Below are 16,425 nucleotides of genomic sequence, written 5' to 3'. Positions count from 1 at the left end.
GAGACCTACCACGTACCCGCGTCCAACACCGCGGCCGGAATGGTGCTGTTCGAAAACCTGAACCGGTGAAACGCCGTCAGCCCAGCCCGGCCAACGCCCGGGCCGCGGGAGCGGCATGGCTCTCGATCCACCGGGCGGGAGCGCCGTCCGGCGGCGCGACGATGGCCTCGTCGATGCCCAGTGCGGCGTACTCGGCCATGGCCGCGGGGAAGCCGTCGAGACTGCCGCTGGGGTCCATGTAGAGGACGGTCTTGCGGATGTCGGCGTAGTCGCGGCCGACGTCCTCGCAGTGACCGCGCAGCACGCGCAGCTTGTGCGCGACTTCTTCAGGACTGGAGACGAAGAGGTTGCAGGCGTCCGCGTACTGGGCGACGAACCGCAGGGTCTTCTTCTCCCCACTGCCCCCGATCATGATCTCGGGGTGCGGTGAGCTGACCGCGGGCGGCATGCAGAGCGTCTCGGCCAGTTGGTAGTGCTTGCCCTCGAAGGGGCCGTTGTCCTGCGGGTCCCACATCTGCTTGCAGACGCGCAGGGTCTCCTCCAGCCGTTCGAAGCGCTCGGCGACCGGGGGGAACGGCACACCCAGGCCAGTGTGCTCGCGCTCGTACCAGGCGGCGCCGATGCCGAGGAAGGCCCGGCCGCCGGAGAGCACGTCGAGAGAGGTGACGATCTTGGCCAGCAGGCCCGGATGACGGTACGTCACCCCGGTGACCAGCAGGCCGAGCCGTGTCGTCGAGGTGTGCGCCGCGAGGTAGCCGAGGGTGGTGTAGCCCTCCAGCATGGGCTCTGTCGCGCCGAGCCCGTGAAACTCCATCTGGAAGTAGTGATCCATGACGGAGAGCCGGCTGACACCGGCCGCCTCCGCCGCCGCACCCGCCGCGGCCAGCTCGGGGCCGACGGCGGCCGGGCCGTCAGGGTGGTTGAAACGGGTGATGTGTACGCCCAGTCGCATGGTGTTCTCCTGTTCGTCGTTCATAAAGGTCTCCCGCGGTCCGGTCGCGGGACACGCGTCATCCGGCGCCGTAGCGGAGCCCGTCGAGCAGCAGGTCGAGCATGCGGCCCGCCCGGTCGCGCAGCCCTTTGTCGCTGGTGATCAGCAGGACGCCGCCGAGGGCGAATCCGACGTCCAGGGGGTCCACGTCCGAGCGCAGGACGCCCACTTCGGCCCCGGCGTCCAGCAGCGTGCTGATGGCCGTGCTGATCCGGTCCAGGCTCTCGGCGAACGGATCCGCGTCGTCGGAGGCGATGACGGCCCGCAGCGCGTCCGCCATGCCCTGCTTGGTGGTCAGGTAGTCGATGAACCGGTCCATCCACAGCCGCATCGCCTGGTCGGGCGGGAACTGGGCGAGCAGCTCCGTGGCGCTGTCGCAGACCCGGGCGACTTCGTTGCGGTAGACGGCCTCGACCAGCGCCTCACGGGTGGGGAAGTGCCGGTAGAGCGTACCGATGCCCACACCGGCCTCTTTGGCGATGGCTTCGAGCGACGCGTCCGCACCCCGCTCGGAGAAGGCGCCTACGGCAGCGTCCAGCAGGCGTTGCCGGTTGCGTCGCGCGTCGGCACGCAGTCCGCGTGTGTTGCCGGTCAAAGCATCCCTCCCTCCTGGACAACCGGAGGGTCCTCCACTTAAAGTCTGAAGCAATTCGGAGGCTCCTCCGGTTTGAAGCGTAGCAAACGGGGAGTGCCGCGCGAATGACCACGAGTACACGCATCACCACGTCGTGCAGCGCCCTGTCCACGGCCGCCGATGAGTCCGGTTCCTCCACAGGGCTTGCTCCAGGCAGCAATCATGCGTCAATGTGACCGCTGTACGGACAATCGTCCGTACAGCGGTCGAGGCCTATCGGATCGAGGAGGATTCCATGGCCTTCGTGACGGAGGACAACATCACCGACCTGGCGGTGAAGCGATGGGCCACCGCTCACTCGCCCCGGCTCGCCGAGCTGATGACGGCGCTGGTGCGGCACCTCCACGCGTACGCCCGCGAGGTCCGGCTGACGGAGGAGGAGTGGGCGGCGGCCGTCGAATGGCTCACCGCGACCGGCCGGATCAGCGACGACAAGCGCCAGGAGTTCATCCTCGCCTCCGACGTCCTCGGTCTGAGCACGCTCGTCGTCCAGCTGAACCACCACTTCTCGGCAAACGCGACACCCGCGACGGTGCTCGGCCCGTTCCACATCGACGGCTCCCCCGCCACGCCCTTCGGCGCCGACATGTCCGACGGCATCCCGGGCACGCCGCTGTTCATCACGGGCCGCGTGCTCGACCTCGACGGCACCCCGCTGCCGGACGTCGTCCTGGACGTGTGGCAGGCCGACGCCGACGGCGCCTACGAGGCGCAGCTCCCGGACATCGACGAGGCGCGGCTGCGCGCGCTGTACCGGACGCGGGCGGACGGCACGTACTGCGTGCGCACCATCGCGCCGCGCGGCTACGCGATCCCGATGGACGGTCCCGTCGGTGACCTGATCAGCGGAACCGACATCAGTTGCTTCCGCCCCGCGCACATCCACTTCCTGATCGACCACCCGGGCCACGAGAAGCTCATCACCCACCTGTTCCGCCAGGGCTCCGAATTCCTCGACACCGACGTCGTGTTCGGCACGAAGGACGAGCTGATCGTGCGCTTCACGGAGGAGCCGGCCGGCGCCTCCCCCGACGGCGGCACGATCGACGAGCCCTACCTGCACGCCGAGTTCGACTTCGTGCTCCAGCCCCGGGCCGCCGCGGGCGAGGCGCGGCCGTGAACCCGGGGCTGCTCCTGCTGCGGCTGCTGCTGGCCGCGCTGCTGTTCGGCCACGGCACCCAGAAACTGTTCGGCTGGTTCGGCGGCGCCGGGCGCGCCGGGACCGCCGCCGTCTTCGACCACTGGGGCTTCGTTCCCGGCCGGCGGATGGTGCTCGTCGCCGGGCTGGCCGAACTCGTCGGGGCGGCCTCGGTCGCGGCCGGTCTGCTGACGCCCGGCGGCTGCGCGGTCCTGGTCGGCACCATGGCGGTCGCGGCGGCGGCGACCGCGCCGAACGGCTTCTGGGCCCAGAAGGGCGGCTGCGAGGTGCCCTTCTCGTACGGCGCGGTGGCCGCGGTCCTCGCCTTCACCGGCCCCGGCGCCTGGTCACTCGACCACGCACTCGGGCTGACTCAACTGAGCGGCTACGCATGGGGATGCGCGGCACTGACCCTCGGCCTGGCCACCGCGGCCGTACCACTGACCGCACGCTCCCGGGTCCTGCGCGCCCGGAACACACAGACCACCACCATCGACGACGAGGTGACGCCATGACGATCGAAGAACCACGTCCCGAGGACTTCGCCCCCGGACGCCCTGTCCTGTTCCGCGACGCGACCGTCCTGTCCATGGACCCCTCCATCGGCCTGCTCGACCGCGGCGACGTACTCGTCCGGGGCGAACGGATCGAGCAGGTGGGGCGGGACCTCCAGGCACCGGACGACGCGGTGGTGGTGGACTGCTCCGGCGGCATCCTCATGCCCGGCATGGTCGACACGCACCGGCACATGTGGCAGACCGCGCTGCGCGGCCTCGGAGCCGACTGGACCCTGTCGCAGTACTTCGTCTTCTACTACCTCACCTGGGGCAAGATCTTCCGCCCCGAGGACATCCACGCCGGCAACCTGCTCTCCGGCATCGAGGCACTCGACGCGGGCGTGACCACCACGGTGGACTGGTCGCACGGCCTGCAGACCCCCGAGCACGGGGACGCGGCCGTCGAAGCCCTGCGCACGGTGCCCGGCCGCTTCGTCCTGGCCTACGGCAACCTGCTCGGCGCCCCCTGGGAGTGGACCCACGCCAAGGAGTTCCGGTCCTTCGTCGACCGCCACTTCGCCTCGCCCGACGACATGCTCGGCCTCCAGCTCGCCTTCGACGTCACCGGTGACGACGCCTTCCCCGAGAAGGCGGCGTTCGAGGCGGCCCGCGAGCTCGGCCTGCCGGTCACCACCCACGCCGGAGTCTGGGGCGCGACCAACGACAACGGCATCCGGCTCATGTGGGACCACGGCTTCATGACGCCCGACGTCACCTACGTACACTCGGCAACGCTCAGCGAGGACTCGTACCACCGGATCGCCGCCTCCGGCGGCACGGTCTCGGTCTCTGCGGAAAGCGAGCACAACGCGGGCCAGGGCTACCCGCCCACCTGGCGGCTCAGGCGCCACGGCATCCCCGTGTCGCTGTCGATGGACACCAGCGTCTGGTTCAGCGCCGACCTGTTCTCCGCGATGCGCGCCACCCTGTCGGCCGACCGCACGCGCGAGCACATGGCGGCCCACGCGGCCGGGGAGACCGTGGCGCACCACCGCCTGCGAGCCCGGGACGTCGTGGAATGGGCCACGATCGGCGGCGCCGGGGTGCTCGGCCTCTCCGACAGCATCGGCTCGCTCACCCCGGGCAAGAAGGCCGACCTCGTCCTGCTCAAGAACGACCGGTCCCCGGCGATGTACCCGGTCCTGCACCCCTACGGCCACGTGGTCTACCAGGCCACCCGTGCCGACGTACACACGGTGCTCGTCAACGGCACCGTCGTGAAGTACGCCCACGAGCTGCTCGGCGTGGACCTGGAGCGGGCACGCACCGCCGTCGCCGCGACCGTCGAGTACGCCCGCACCACCATGGGCGAGGACGCCTGGCGGGAGGCCGTGGAGCCCGAGATCCCGGGGTCCGAGCTGATTCCGAACCCGTACCTGTACAGCCAGTACCGCGGCGAGGGCGTCGCCGTGCGGCAGGAGGAGGCGTAGCCCATGAGTGCTGCTTCCCGCGGACCACTCGACGGACTGCTCGTGGCCGACTTCTCCCGCATCCTGGCGGGTCCCTACGCGACCATGCTGCTGGCCGACCTCGGCGCCGACGTGGTGAAGGTCGAGGGCCCGGGAGGCGACGACACCCGCGGCTGGATGCCGCCGGTGCGCGACGGTGTGTCGACCTACTACCTCGGGATCAACCGCGGGAAGCGGTCGATCGCGCTCGACTTCCGCGACGAGGAGGACGCGCGGCTGGCCAGGGAACTGGCGCGGCGCGCGGACGTGGTGATCGAGAACTTCAAGCCGGGCGGGCTGGCCAAGTACGGCCTGGACCATGCCTCGGTGAGCGCCGGGAACCCGGGCGTGGTCTACGCGTCGATCAGCGGCTTCGGCGCCGGGCCCGGCCGCGACGTGCCCGGCTACGACCTGATGGTGCAGGCGATCTCCGGGCTGATGAGCCTCACCGGTGACCCGGACGGGCCGCCGTACCGGGCGGGCATCTCGGTCTTCGACGTGATGGCGGGCAACCACGCCGCCATCGGCATCCTCGCCGCGCTGCGGCATCGCGACGCCACCGGCCACGGCCAGCTCGTCGAGGTGAACCTGCTGTCCTCGGCGCTGACCGGGCTGGTCAACCACAGTTCCTCATACGTCGCCGGCGGCACCGTCCCCTACCGGATGGGCAACGCGCACCCCAGCGTCTTCCCCTACGAACCGCTCCCGACGGCCGACCAGGACCTGATCGTCACCGCCGCCAACGACGGCCAGTTCCGCAAGCTGTGCGAGGTGCTCGGCATCCCGGAGATCGCCGACGACCCCCGCTTCCGGCACAACGCCGACCGCACCGAGCACCGCGAGGAACTCCGGCCGCTCCTGGTCGAACGACTGCGGACGAAGACGGCCCTGGAGTGGTTCGACCTGCTCGTCGACGCCGGCGTCCCCTGCGGGCCGATCAACACCATCGACGGCGGGTTCGCCATGGCCGAACGCTTCGGACTCGACCCGGTGGTGGAAGTCGGAGAAGGAGACCGGGCCGTGCCCACCCCACGGCACCCGATCCGCTTCTCCGAGACCCCGGCCGCCTACCGGCTGCCCCCGCCCGAGCTGGACGAACACGGGGCCGAACTGCGCAAGTGGCTGCAGGACTGTCTGGAGGACGACGATGCCTGAGTACCCGACCGCGCTCGGTGCGTCCTCCCTGGACAGGATCACCCTGCTCGGCCAGGACCTCGCGGCCGATGTGATGGGCGAGGTGGGCTTCGGCGAGCTGGCGTTCTGGCTCGCCACGCAGCGCCGGCCCACCCCCGGGGAGACCCGGGTGTTCGAGGCCGTGCTCGCCGCCCTCGCCGACCACGGCTTCACCCCGACCGCGATCACGACCCGGCTGACGTACCTGTCGGCGCCCGACTCGATCCAGGGTGCCCTCGCCGCCGGGCTCCTGGGCGGCGGCTCGCGTTTCCTCGGCGTGACCGAGGACTGCGGCCGGTTCCTGCACGACGCCCTGCCGACACGGGAGGCCGACCACCCGGCCGACGAGGCCGGCTGGGACGACCTCGCCCTCGCCACCGTACGATCCGCGCGCGAGGCCCGCAGGATGATCCCCGGCCTCGGACACCACGTCCACAAGCAGGGCGACCCCCGCACCCCACGGCTGTTCCAACTGGCCGCCGAGGAAGGGCAGTTCGGCCCCCATCTGGCGCTGTTCGCGGCCATCGGCCGGGTCCACCCCCAGGTGCTGGGCAGGACACTGCCGCTCAACGGCGCCGGCGTCTGCGGAGCCGCGCTCGCCGACCTCGGCCTCCCGCTGGAACTGCTGCGTGCCTTCGCCCTCCTCGCCCGGACGGCCGGCCTCATCGGCCAGCTCGCCGAGGAGATCCGCACCCCCGTCGCGAACGACATCTTCCTGTCGGTGGACCTCAACAACCGGCCCGTCCCGCCACGGCCCTACGACGATCCCCGCCCCGCGGGACACGGAGAGTGACCTCTCGGAGGTGGTGGCCGGCCGGCGCCTGACCGGCCGTCTGCCCCTTTCGGTCAGGCGGCCTGTCCGCCCTGCGCCCGGACGGCCAGGTCCGACCAGTCGGCCCAGGTCTTGAGCCGGTCGGCGTAGACCTGCGGGAGCATCTGGTTGCCCTGGGTGCCGAAGAACACCCGCAGCGGCGGGTTGTCGGAGTCGACGACTTCCAGCAGTGCCTCGCCGGCGGCGACGGGGTCGCCGAAGTCCAGGCTCTGCACGAACGCGTCGAGCTGTTCACGGGTGGGGTCGTAGACCGGGTTCGGGTCGGCGTTGACGGCGGACGAGCCGCCCCAGTCGGTGGCGTACCCGCCGGGCTCGACCAGCGTCACCTTGACACCCAGACCGGCGACTTCCTGGGCCAGCGACTCGGTCAGTCCTTCCAGGGCCCACTTCGAGGCGTGGTAGCCGCCGAGCAGGGGCCAGGCCGCCACACCACCGGTGGAGGAGATCTGCACGATGTGGCCGGAGCCCTGCTCGCGCAGGCGGGGCAGCGCCGCCTGGGTGACCCACAGGGCACCGAAGAGGTTGGTCTCCAGCTGGTCCCGCAGTTGACGCTCGGTCAGTTCCTCCACGGCACCGAACAAGCCGTAGCCCGCGTTGTTGACGATCACGTCGAGGCGGCCGAAGTGTTCCCCGGCCCGCTCGACGCTCGCGAAGACCGCGGCCTTGTCGGTCACGTCCAGCTCCAGCGGCAGCACCGCGTCGCCGTGGACCGTGACGAGATCGGTCAGCGTGGCGGCGTCGCGCGCCGTGGCGGCGACCCTGTCCCCGCGGGACAGCGCGGCCTCGACGAAACGGCGGCCGAAGCCGCGGGAGGCGCCGGTGACGAACCAGACCTTGCTCATGGTGTTCTCCATTGTCGTGCTCGGTGTCGTGCTCAGGTGTCGTGCTCAGGTGTCGTGCTCAGGTGTCGTGCTCAGGTGTTCGGTCAGTGGTGGAACGCGGTGGCCAGCGGAGCCACCTCGTCCAGGAAGGCGAGCACGGCGTCGGCGTCGGCCGGGGGTGCGTACAGCACCGCGCGGTTCACGCCGATCTCCCGCAGCTCCGTCAGGTGCGCGGCATCGGGTTCGGCGCCGAAGACGGTCACCGGCACGTCGTCGGCGCGTCCGGCCGCACGGCCCGCCGCGCGCAACTTGGCGATGCGCTCAGCCAGTTCGGCAACAGGCATACCGGCGTGCGGCATCCATTCGTCGCCGAAGTCGAGCACCCGGCTCGCCACCAGGGGACCGGAACCGCCCACCAGCACCGGCGGGCCGGACGGCCGGTGGGGCTTGGGCCAGGACCACAGGGGTCCGAACCGCACGTGCTCGCCGTGGAACTCGGCGACGTCCTTCTCCCAGATCTCACGCATCGCCTTCACCCGCTCGGCCATCACGCTCCAGCGGCGCGCGGGGTCGGTGCCGTGGTTGGCGATCTCCTCGCTGATCCACCCGGCGCCCACCCCGAACAGCACGCGTCCGCCCGACAGGGCGTCCAGGGTGGCCACGGCCTTTGCGGTGACGATCGGATCGCGCTGGGGCAGCAGACAGATGCCGGTGCCCACCAGCAGGGACCGCGTGGCGGCCGCGGCGTAGGTGAGCGCGACGAACAGGTCATGGGTGCGGGAGAAGTGCGCGGGCAGCTCCCCCACCTCCGCGCGGCTGCTGTCGGTGGCGGGCATATGGGTGTGTTCGGGAAGGAACAGCGATTCAAAACCGCGCTCCTCGACCGCACGCGCCAGTTCGTCGGGGCGGACGGCGAAATCCGCGGGGAACATGGCGATGCCTAGTTTCATGACTTCCGTCCTACGTGGCGGCCGACGGCGGCGCGCCGTTCCGGGGCTGTCGTTCGTCAGCGACTCTAGGCAAGGAAGTCGAGAGCATCCATGACGGAGAAGCTCAGAATTTTGCCTCAGACTCTCACCCTCTGATCCTCTGCATCATTTCCGGCGCTGGGGTGTCGCTAAGCTGTGAGGCATGGATGTACTCGCCGACGTACTGGCTGCCACGGGCTTCAAGGGCGTACTGCTGGCACAGCTGCGTTCTTCCGGCTCCGGCTGGGGCTGCGCCGTGGACCAGCTCGACACCGCGGGCTTCCACCTGATCGCCGAGGGCGCCTGCTGGTTGCGGACCGCCGAGGCGCCACCGGTGCAGCTGGTGTCCGGGGACGTGGTGCTACTGCCGCGCGGCACACCGCACCAGCTCGTCGGGGCGCCCGACCAGGACACCCTCCCCTACGCGGAGTTGGAGGCCGCCCACCCGCCGGGCCGCGAGGGTGTGGTCGACCTCGGCGGCGACGGGCCCGTCGTGCGGGTGGTGTGCGGCAAGTTCGACTACGCCGGCAGCACGGGCGGACATCCGGTCCTGTCGGCGCTGCCCGAGGTCATCCACGTCCCCGGCATGAGTGCCGACCCGCACCTGCAGGGCATCATCCGGATCCTCGCCGCCGAGTCGGCGAACGGACAGCCCGGATCGCGCGCCGTGGCCACCCGCCTGACCGAGGTGATGTTCGTGCTCGCGGTCCGCGCCTGGATCGAGCGGACCGGCACCACCGACGAGAAGGGTCCGTCGTGGCTGACGGCCCTGCGCGATCCGCGCATCGGAACCGCCCTGTCGCTGATGCACGAAGAGCCGCACCGCGACTGGACGGTGGAAGGGCTGGCCCACACCGTCGCGATGTCCCGCCCGGCGTTCGCCCGCCAGTTCAAGGCCGTGGTCGGCCTCACTCCGCTGGCCTACCTCTCCCGGGTACGGATCGACCTGGCCGCCCGACTGCTGCGCGACACCGACGACCCGGTCGGCGGCATCGCCCAAGCCGTCGGATACAGCTCCGAGTTCGCCTTCTCCCGGGCCTTCTCCCGAGAACACGGCATCGCGCCCGGCCGCTACCGCCGTACGGCCGCGGCCCACTCGTGACGAGGCAAACAAGGGCGTCCACATCGAACCGGACGCCATGCGCGCGGCCTCGCCGCGACAAACGGAGAGGCGGACAGGCGGACAGGCGGCGGTCACGACCCTGCGCGCAGACCTCTGGATCCATGGCTCGAGGGTCTGCCCCGACCTGGATCGGCGTCTTGGCGGGCGTGAGCCGGTGGTGTCCGGTCGGCCGGTCGTGTCCGGTCGGCCGGTCGTGTCAGATCGGCTTGCGCAGCGGGATGGCGCCCACGCCGAAGCCACGGGCGCAGCCCCAGGGAGGAACGGTTCTCATGCGATCACCGTAGGGGAGGCCGCCGTCCGCACCGGGGATCGGCCGAACGACCGAGGGCCCCGGCCCGCGGGGGCGTGGCCGTTGTGGCGAGGGTGGCCATTCGGACGAGGCGTGCGCCCGGCTCATGGGCCAAAGTAGAGCCAGCCTCCCCTCGGACTTCTGGAGTACGTGATGCAGCGCTGGTTCCTCGTCGGCGTCGTCGGCGGTGCCACCGCCGTGGTCGCTGTGGGCGGTCTCGGTACGCATCTGCTCGCCGGGACCGAGTCGAACACCGGCCTGGGCGAGTACAGCACGGTGACGGTGGACGGCCACAAGGCCCTCGCGCCGAGCATCGTCGCGACCCGCACCCAGAACAAGTACCACCCGCTGCCGTGGATCGGGGAGCAGGTCACCGGCGTGACCTGCCCGACCGGTCTGAAGGCGGTGGCCGGGACCACCCTCACCTGCACCGGCAAGGACAGCGACGGCAAGACGGTCTCGATCCCGGTCCGCGTGATCAAGGCCGGCGCGAAGTCCATCACCTGGAAGTTCGAGCGCTGAGAAGGGGCGGGAACACGATCATGCGCACGGTCCTGGCCGGTTTCGGCCTGGCGAAGAACCGGCTCGACGACGGCCGACCGACCCAGATTGCAGACTGACGACCGTCGGGCCGGCCGCATCTCGCGAGGCGATCGACCCGACGCCGCCTTCGGTCTACCCTCGACCGGCAACCACAGTCGCAAGAAAGACCAGGCCAGAGACGCGTCCTGCGTGTCCCACCGCCCTCCCCGCATACAGAGGGCCACTCGCCGACCCACATCCGCTACGCTGTCTCATGGCCAGTCGTTGGTACGTCCCGCTGTCTGCCCAACCGGCAGCGCAGGGATGGCGGACCATGTCTGACCAGCGGGCCTGTCCGCCTTGGCGAAGATCCACGCGTTGGCTTTTCACCGAGGTTGTCCACAGGCCCCCGCCTTCGTAGCTCAGGGGATAGAGCACCGCTCTCCTAAAGCGGGTGTCGCAGGTTCGAATCCTGCCGGGGGCACAGCAAAACACCAGGTCAGGAGCCTTTCCGTCCAGCGGACGGGAGGGCTCCTGTACTTGCAGCACACATATGGCACACATGCCATGCGCGCGATTGGTGGGGAGCTGTGCAGGATGCCCGTCACGAATGAGCTGGCCCGGCGCCGGTACGAGAAGCTGGTCGAGCGCCTTGGGGCGCTGATGCGGGCCGCGCTCAAGCCCGAGTACCAGGGCTATTACGGGCAGCTGATCCTGAGCGGCGACGATCTTGCAGAGATGGGCGAGCTCAAGGACGTCCGGCGTGCCGCTCGGGAGGCGGGGCGACGCCTGGGCTGGAAGACGACCACCCACCTCGTCGACGGCCGGCTCTTCGTGCTCGACGAGCGGGAGGTGCCTGAGGAGATCGAGCGGCTGGCCGGGGATGCGGCCGCTGCTGCAATGGACCGAGCCTGGCAGGAAGGCCGTAGGCCGCGACTGACTTGATCCGAGGGAGACGCGAAGGGTCGCCCCACCGCACTGTCGCGGTGGGGCGACCCCTTTGGTTTACGGCTCCCCCCGCACGGATTAGGCACACATCACGCGGCATCCTCCTCCAGGGCGGCCACCGCCTCGGTGGCCTCGCGGGCCTTCCGCTCAGCCTTCTCCAGCTTGGCCTTCGCCTTGGCCAGCTGCTTGGCCCTGCGCTTGTGCATCTTCTTCGAGACCTCGTCCAGGCGATCCGGGAAGAGGTGCCCGTACGTGTCCAGGGTCAACGTCGCGGACTTGTGGCCCAGCATCGTCTGTACGACGTTGACGTCCGCGCCGCTGGCGATGGCGAGCGAGGCCGCCGTGTGGCGCAGCTTGTGCGGGGTGACCTTGAGATGCCCCAGCCCGGCCTTTACGACCGCCGGCGCGAAGAACCGCTGACGGAAGTTCCGGGCCCGCAGCGGCCCGCCCTGCGGGGCGGTGAAGAGCAAGTCGTCATCTCCTCTCCCCTTGACGTGGGGCTTCAGCTCGTCGGCCAGGAACCGCGGGATCGGTACGGACCGGCGCTCGTGGTTCTTGGGGGTGTCGAGGTAGAGCTTGCCGTTGTCCTCGGCGTACGCCTCCACGATGTGGGCCCGACAGGCGTCCAGGTCGACGCGGCCCACCTTGAGCGCGGATGCCTCGCCCCAGCGCAGTCCGGTGTAGGCCAGCAGCAGGATGAACACCCGGTAGGCGCCTGACGCGTTAGCCAGCGCGTCGACCTGCATGTCGTCGAGGTACACGTGATCAGCGGGCATCGCCTTCGGCAGAGGCACGCCGACAGCCGGGTTGGCCGCCAGACGACGGGCCTTGACCGCGTAGCCGAGAACGCGGCTGAGGACGACGTACGCCTTGCGGACCGACCGGGGGCTGAGCTTCCTGCCGCCGGTCGCCTCGCCGGACAGCAGATCCGCGAGCCACTCGGCGACGTCCTCGAAGTGGATGCGGTCCAGCGGGGTGGTACCCCACTTGGGAATCACGTGGACGTCGAGAACACCGCGGTAGCGAGCCCGGGTTGAGCGCTTGAGGTGGAGCTGCGCCGCCAGCCAGGACTCCGCCACCTCTGCGAACTTCACCCGCGCGGCTGCGGGATCGCGATAGGAGCCGTCGTTGAGACGCGACTCCATCCTTGTCCGCTCCGCCTCGGCGTCGACCTTGCGGGCGAAGGTCCTCATCTTCGGCTTGCCGTCGGGGTCGTACCAGCGCACGCGGTAGCGCCCCGGTGGCGTACGCCCCGCCCGCTTGGCTTCCGCCACGGCCCGTACATACGCCGCGTGCCCTATGCGGTCCTCAATCCAGACCCGCGCCAACTAGCACCCCCTCCAGTCGTTACCGGACACCGACGGGAGCGGCAGGAGCAGGGTCGTGGGAGAAACGCCGAGCGCGGTGGCGAGGGCGACGAGGTCGTCTACGTCGCATCGGCGGCGGGCGCGTTCGGTGCGGCTGAGAGCGGTGTTGGCCATCGGACGGCCCAGCGCGGTGCAGCGGGCGGCGAGCTGGTGTTGGGTCAGGCCGCGCACGAGACGTAGGTACTCGATGGCGCGGGCGGTGTGGCGGCCGGCGGGGCCTATTTCGACAGGTCGGTTGGGCATGACAGATAGCTGTAACTTGCATCCGGGCGCCATGGCAAGAGTTAGCTCTAAAACTCTCCAAAAGTCGTTCGGGGGCGAAGTGGCGTTCGTCTCGTCGAATTCCGGCACATCGCGAGGCGTTTCGACTGAGGTGCCGTGTTACCTTCCCTACCCGCTTTCGAGATGGGTGATTTGAGCATGCATCAGCCGTAATATCCGGTGGGGCAGTCACGTCACCCTGACCGCCACGTTTCACCTCTGAGCTGCTGAGGTACCGGATTCCGGCACCTCGACGGGCTGCTTCGCCGCAAAAAAATTTCGGGCCCGACGGGAGCGATTTCGGCAACCGGGGATCCGCACTTACTGTTTCCCTCTCCCCGGCCACGCCGAAAGAAGTAGTGAGGAGTTTCAGAACCAACTCTGGACTTTTCTCCGAGTGGTGTGGCTGTGTTGTCCAGCCCGTTGTTCAAAACCGAAATGGAGCCCTGTGCCGAAGACCCCTACCCGTAGCACCAACGCCCCTGCCACCGCTTCGGCCGCCCAGCGTGGCCCACTTGCCGCCCCTGCAGAGGTCGCCGCGTATCTCGGGGTACCGGTGAAGACCCTCTACCAGTGGAAGTACCGGGGCATCGGCCCCAGCGTCCACAAGGTCGGCCGTCACCTGCGCTACCGCTGGCGGGAGGTGGACGCGTGGCTGGATGCCCAGACGTCGTACGACCTCACGGCCTGACCCCGCGTCTGGCGCGGACAACGAAGCGGCCCCCGGCGCGCCAACGCCGAGGGCCGAAGACTTCCCAACTGATCGCCCATCCCTGAACGAATGAGCTGGTGAGGGGCGGGACCTTGCCCGTCCTGCCCCTCACCGGAGAGGAACGTCTTGGACGACCCTACGTCCCCCAGCTCCACGAACACCTCCCCGACCGGCTGGCCCGCTCCCGCGGTCCCCGGCGAAGGCATCCCCTGGCGCCGCCAGAATCAGGAGGACACACGGTCCCCCACGTCGGAGACCGTCGAACACCCGGCGGAGGCGGAAACACACGGGGACCGTCCCCGGCCGTCTGTCGATGCGGTTGTTGGGGACCGTCCCCGCGACGTGCTTGGGGACCGTCCCCACGACGTGCCCGGTACTCGGTCCCCGCACGTCCCGGTCCCCGTATCGGCATCCAGTGCAAACTCGCAGGTCAGCGGCGCCAAAGTGGGGACCGGTCCCCAAGGGGCTGCAGTTGCACCAGGGGACCGCAATGGGGACCGTGATCACGGTCTCCGCCAGTCGCCAGGGTCTGACAGCCCCGTGGCAGGAACCGCCCAGCGGGAGGGGACCGGTCCCGTCGACGCACGGGGACCGGATCACGGGACCGGCTCCCGGCCTCCTCGGGGACCGGCAGACCCTGAGGAACGGGGTTCCGGCGAGGGTGCGGAACTGCTGGATGAGTTGCGGGCGGCGATCGGCAAGTACGTCGTGCTACCCAGTGACGACGCGCTGACGGCGGTCACCCTGTGGGTGGCGGCCACGCACATCCAGACCGCGTTGCAGCACGCGCCGCGTCTGGCGGTCGTAGGCCCGACGAAGGGCTGCGGCAAGTCCCGTGTTCTGGACGTGCTCCACGAGACCGTGCACCAGCCGATCATGACGGTGAACATGTCCACGGCGGTACTCTTCCGCGTCATCGGCAAGAACCCGCGCACGATCCTGGTGGACGAGGCCGACACCATCTTCAGCAAGGCCGGCGACAACGAGGAACTGCGCGGCCTGCTGAACGCCGGACACCAGCGCAACCGGCCGGCCTGGCGCATCTCCGGTCCGGAGCACAAGCCGACCCCGTATCCGACCTTCGCCATGGCCGCGCTGGCCTCGATCGGCGACCTGCCCGACACGATCACGGACCGGGCGGTCGTGCTCCGCATGCAAAAGCGCAAGCCGGGCGAGAAGGTGACCCCGTTCCGCTCGCGCTACGCCACACCGGAGCTGAACGCGCTGCGGGACAAGCTGGCCGCCTGGCTGGGACCACTGCGCGGCACGGCCGGCCGCATGGCGCCGACCATGCCGGTGGAGGACCGGGCGGCGGACACCTGGGAACCGCTGGTCATCATCGCCGACCTGGCCGGCGGCCACTGGCCCGCCAGCGCCCGTGCGGCCTGTGTGGCGATGACCCGGTTCGAGGCCGTCCAGGACGAGCAGACCAACCTGAAGACACGGCTGCTGCGCGACATCCACCGCGTCTTCGAGGCACACGGCAACCCCGAAGCCCTGTCCTCCCTGGATCTGGTCACCGCCCTGCTCCAGGACCCCGACGCACCCTGGGCAGAGCACGGCACCAACGGGCTCAACGCCTACCACCTGGGCAGAATGCTCCGGGACTTCGACATCCGCCCGGCCAACTTCCGGTTCGCCAAGGGCAGGCAGGCCAAGGGGTACGCCCGTAACCGGTTCCTCGACAGCTGGGCCCGCCACTGCCCCGACCTCACCGAGACGACGCGCGCGCACGACGCCACACCCGCGCGCCAAGCTCAGGGCAAGCCGCCCGCCGCCCCGGCGGGTCAGCTGCCCATCGGCCCGCCCGGCGGCCCCGCCGGCCCTCAACGCGCCCGCTGACCCATCTCCCCCTGGGTCCGTATCGCTGCGTCGCATCCGTCCCCGCGCAGCTCAGCGCGGGGACGGATGTCCTCACCGGGACGGACATCTCCGTACCTGCCCGAGCGTCCGTACCTGTGCTGACCAGGCTTGGGACGGATGCGACGCACGTGACACGCCTCCCGCCACCTCACCACCGGAGCACCACCATGCACGAACATCACCACGAACTCCCCACAGCTCAGCAGCAGATGCACACCACCTCAGCCCCAGACAGCGCAGCAAGTTGTCGGATAAGGAGTCCTTACCCGGCCCCCGCCCCAGGGGAGGCGGAGGCATCCGGCGCCGAGGCGGCACCGGAGTCGGCCGGCCCGGGGGAGCCGACCGAGGGAAGGGCCGTCGAGCCGTCGTCGAACGCGCCGCAGACTTCCGCGCCGCGTCGTCGTCTGCGTGACAAGCAGCTGCGTGAGCGCCGCGTTCATCCCCGCTACAACGACGACGAGTTCGAGCTCGTCCAGAAGGCTGCTGCCCTGAGCCGCATGAAGCCCGGCGGCTACGTCGCCGAGTGCGCGCTCGCCGCCGCCCGTGCCGACGACCCCACCGCAGCCGTCGCCGACTACCGCGCCATGGTGCAGACGCTGATGGCCGCCAACCGGCAGCTCGGCGGCATAGGCAACAACCTCAACCAGCTCACCTGGCACCTCAACAAGGAGGGCTCCTGGCCCCACCCCGACACCGTCCAACGGCTCCTGGACCGCGTCGAGGCGTCCATCGCCGCGGTGGACACCGCCGTCGCCCAGATCACAGAGGCGCGGTGAAC

Annotated in this window: 17 protein-coding genes and 1 tRNA gene; 12 read left to right on the top strand and 6 right to left on the bottom strand. The window is 70.1% G+C overall.

The window, feature by feature from the left end; translation table 11 throughout:
• Nucleotides 1-76: 76 nt before the first annotated feature.
• Both ABT063_RS06995 and ABT063_RS06990 read right to left on the bottom strand, forming a co-directional pair.
• Entirely contained in the window at nucleotides 77-952 is an 876-nt protein-coding gene (locus tag ABT063_RS06995) for an LLM class F420-dependent oxidoreductase (protein WP_351056156.1), read from the bottom strand.
• 58 nt (nucleotides 953-1,010) lie between these two features.
• Nucleotides 1,011-1,586, bottom strand: coding sequence for a TetR/AcrR family transcriptional regulator (locus tag ABT063_RS06990; protein WP_351056134.1), 576 nt, complete (start codon nucleotides 1,584-1,586; stop codon nucleotides 1,011-1,013).
• Between the two features lie 274 nt (nucleotides 1,587-1,860).
• Here ABT063_RS06990 and ABT063_RS06985 point away from each other — a divergent pair, with 274 nt between their 5' ends.
• The 5 genes from ABT063_RS06985 to ABT063_RS06965 are packed head-to-tail and all read left to right on the top strand — an operon-like array spanning nucleotide 1,861 to nucleotide 6,734.
• On the top strand, nucleotides 1,861-2,745 hold the full coding sequence (locus tag ABT063_RS06985; RefSeq protein ID WP_351056133.1) for a dioxygenase family protein: 885 nt from the start codon (nucleotides 1,861-1,863) through the stop codon (nucleotides 2,743-2,745).
• On the top strand, nucleotides 2,742-3,278 hold the full coding sequence (locus ABT063_RS06980; protein WP_351056132.1) for a DoxX family protein: 537 nt from the start codon (nucleotides 2,742-2,744) through the stop codon (nucleotides 3,276-3,278). The genes ABT063_RS06985 and ABT063_RS06980 overlap by 4 nt, the downstream gene beginning before the upstream one ends.
• The gene (locus ABT063_RS06975) at nucleotides 3,275-4,750 is read left to right on the top strand and encodes an amidohydrolase family protein (protein WP_351056131.1); all 1,476 of its coding nucleotides are present in this window, start codon (nucleotides 3,275-3,277) and stop codon (nucleotides 4,748-4,750) included. The genes ABT063_RS06980 and ABT063_RS06975 overlap by 4 nt, the downstream gene beginning before the upstream one ends.
• 3 nt (nucleotides 4,751-4,753) lie before the next feature.
• Entirely contained in the window at nucleotides 4,754-5,923 is a 1,170-nt protein-coding gene (locus ABT063_RS06970) for a CaiB/BaiF CoA transferase family protein (RefSeq protein ID WP_351056130.1), read from the top strand.
• Nucleotides 5,916-6,734 carry a citryl-CoA lyase gene (locus ABT063_RS06965; RefSeq protein WP_351056129.1) on the top strand — a complete coding sequence of 273 codons (819 nt, stop codon included), beginning with the start codon at nucleotides 5,916-5,918 and terminating at the stop codon, nucleotides 6,732-6,734. The genes ABT063_RS06970 and ABT063_RS06965 overlap by 8 nt, the downstream gene beginning before the upstream one ends.
• Before the next feature lie 53 nt (nucleotides 6,735-6,787).
• Here ABT063_RS06965 and ABT063_RS06960 read toward each other — a convergent pair whose 3' ends face one another.
• A complete protein-coding gene (locus ABT063_RS06960) occupies nucleotides 6,788-7,615 on the bottom strand; it encodes an SDR family oxidoreductase (protein ID WP_351056128.1) in 828 nt (275 codons plus the stop codon).
• 83 nt (nucleotides 7,616-7,698) lie between these two features.
• Entirely contained in the window at nucleotides 7,699-8,544 is an 846-nt protein-coding gene (locus tag ABT063_RS06955; protein ID WP_351056127.1) for an LLM class F420-dependent oxidoreductase, read from the bottom strand.
• Nucleotides 8,545-8,725: 181 nt separating this feature from the next.
• On the opposite strand from ABT063_RS06955, the gene ABT063_RS06950 reads away from it, so the two are divergent.
• The 4 genes from ABT063_RS06950 to ABT063_RS06935 all read left to right on the top strand — a co-directional run bounded on the left by ABT063_RS06950 (nucleotide 8,726) and on the right by ABT063_RS06935 (nucleotide 11,441).
• A complete protein-coding gene (locus ABT063_RS06950; RefSeq protein ID WP_351056126.1) occupies nucleotides 8,726-9,664 on the top strand; it encodes an AraC family transcriptional regulator in 939 nt (312 codons plus the stop codon).
• 463 nt (nucleotides 9,665-10,127) lie between these two features.
• Entirely contained in the window at nucleotides 10,128-10,496 is a 369-nt protein-coding gene (locus ABT063_RS06945) for a DUF4333 domain-containing protein (protein WP_351056125.1), read from the top strand.
• Between the two features lie 411 nt (nucleotides 10,497-10,907).
• A tRNA-Arg gene (locus tag ABT063_RS06940) sits at nucleotides 10,908-10,980 on the top strand.
• A 113-nt stretch (nucleotides 10,981-11,093) separates the two neighbouring features.
• A complete protein-coding gene (locus tag ABT063_RS06935; protein ID WP_351056124.1) occupies nucleotides 11,094-11,441 on the top strand; it encodes a hypothetical protein in 348 nt (115 codons plus the stop codon).
• 92 nt (nucleotides 11,442-11,533) lie between these two features.
• Here ABT063_RS06935 and ABT063_RS06930 read toward each other — a convergent pair whose 3' ends face one another.
• Together ABT063_RS06930 and ABT063_RS06925 are read right to left on the bottom strand one after the other, a co-directional pair.
• Nucleotides 11,534-12,718: a tyrosine-type recombinase/integrase gene (locus ABT063_RS06930; protein WP_351056122.1), complete on the bottom strand. Its 1,185-nt coding sequence runs from the start codon at nucleotides 12,716-12,718 to the stop codon at nucleotides 11,534-11,536.
• Nucleotides 12,719-12,772: 54 nt separating this feature from the next.
• Entirely contained in the window at nucleotides 12,773-13,054 is a 282-nt protein-coding gene (locus tag ABT063_RS06925; protein WP_351056121.1) for a helix-turn-helix domain-containing protein, read from the bottom strand.
• Between the two features lie 466 nt (nucleotides 13,055-13,520).
• On the opposite strand from ABT063_RS06925, the gene ABT063_RS06920 reads away from it, so the two are divergent.
• The 3 genes from ABT063_RS06920 (at nucleotide 13,521) to ABT063_RS06910 (ending at nucleotide 16,423) form a co-directional block, all read left to right on the top strand.
• Nucleotides 13,521-13,763: a helix-turn-helix transcriptional regulator gene (locus tag ABT063_RS06920; protein WP_351056120.1), complete on the top strand. Its 243-nt coding sequence runs from the start codon at nucleotides 13,521-13,523 to the stop codon at nucleotides 13,761-13,763.
• Nucleotides 13,764-14,324: 561 nt separating this feature from the next.
• Nucleotides 14,325-15,626: a DUF3631 domain-containing protein gene (locus tag ABT063_RS06915; RefSeq protein WP_351056119.1), complete on the top strand. Its 1,302-nt coding sequence runs from the start codon at nucleotides 14,325-14,327 to the stop codon at nucleotides 15,624-15,626.
• 272 nt (nucleotides 15,627-15,898) lie between these two features.
• Complete coding sequence (locus tag ABT063_RS06910; protein WP_502990765.1) at nucleotides 15,899-16,423, top strand: MobC family plasmid mobilization relaxosome protein; 525 nt, start codon at nucleotides 15,899-15,901, stop codon at nucleotides 16,421-16,423.
• Nucleotides 16,424-16,425 lie beyond the last annotated feature (2 nt).

Origin of the sequence: Streptomyces sp. NPDC002838 (genome assembly GCF_040295365.1) — a bacterium.
Taxonomy (GTDB): Bacteria; Actinomycetota; Actinomycetes; order Streptomycetales; family Streptomycetaceae; genus Streptomyces.
The sequence above is the reverse complement of the archived record's forward strand: the minus strand, read 5'-3'. Positions and strand labels throughout refer to the sequence as shown.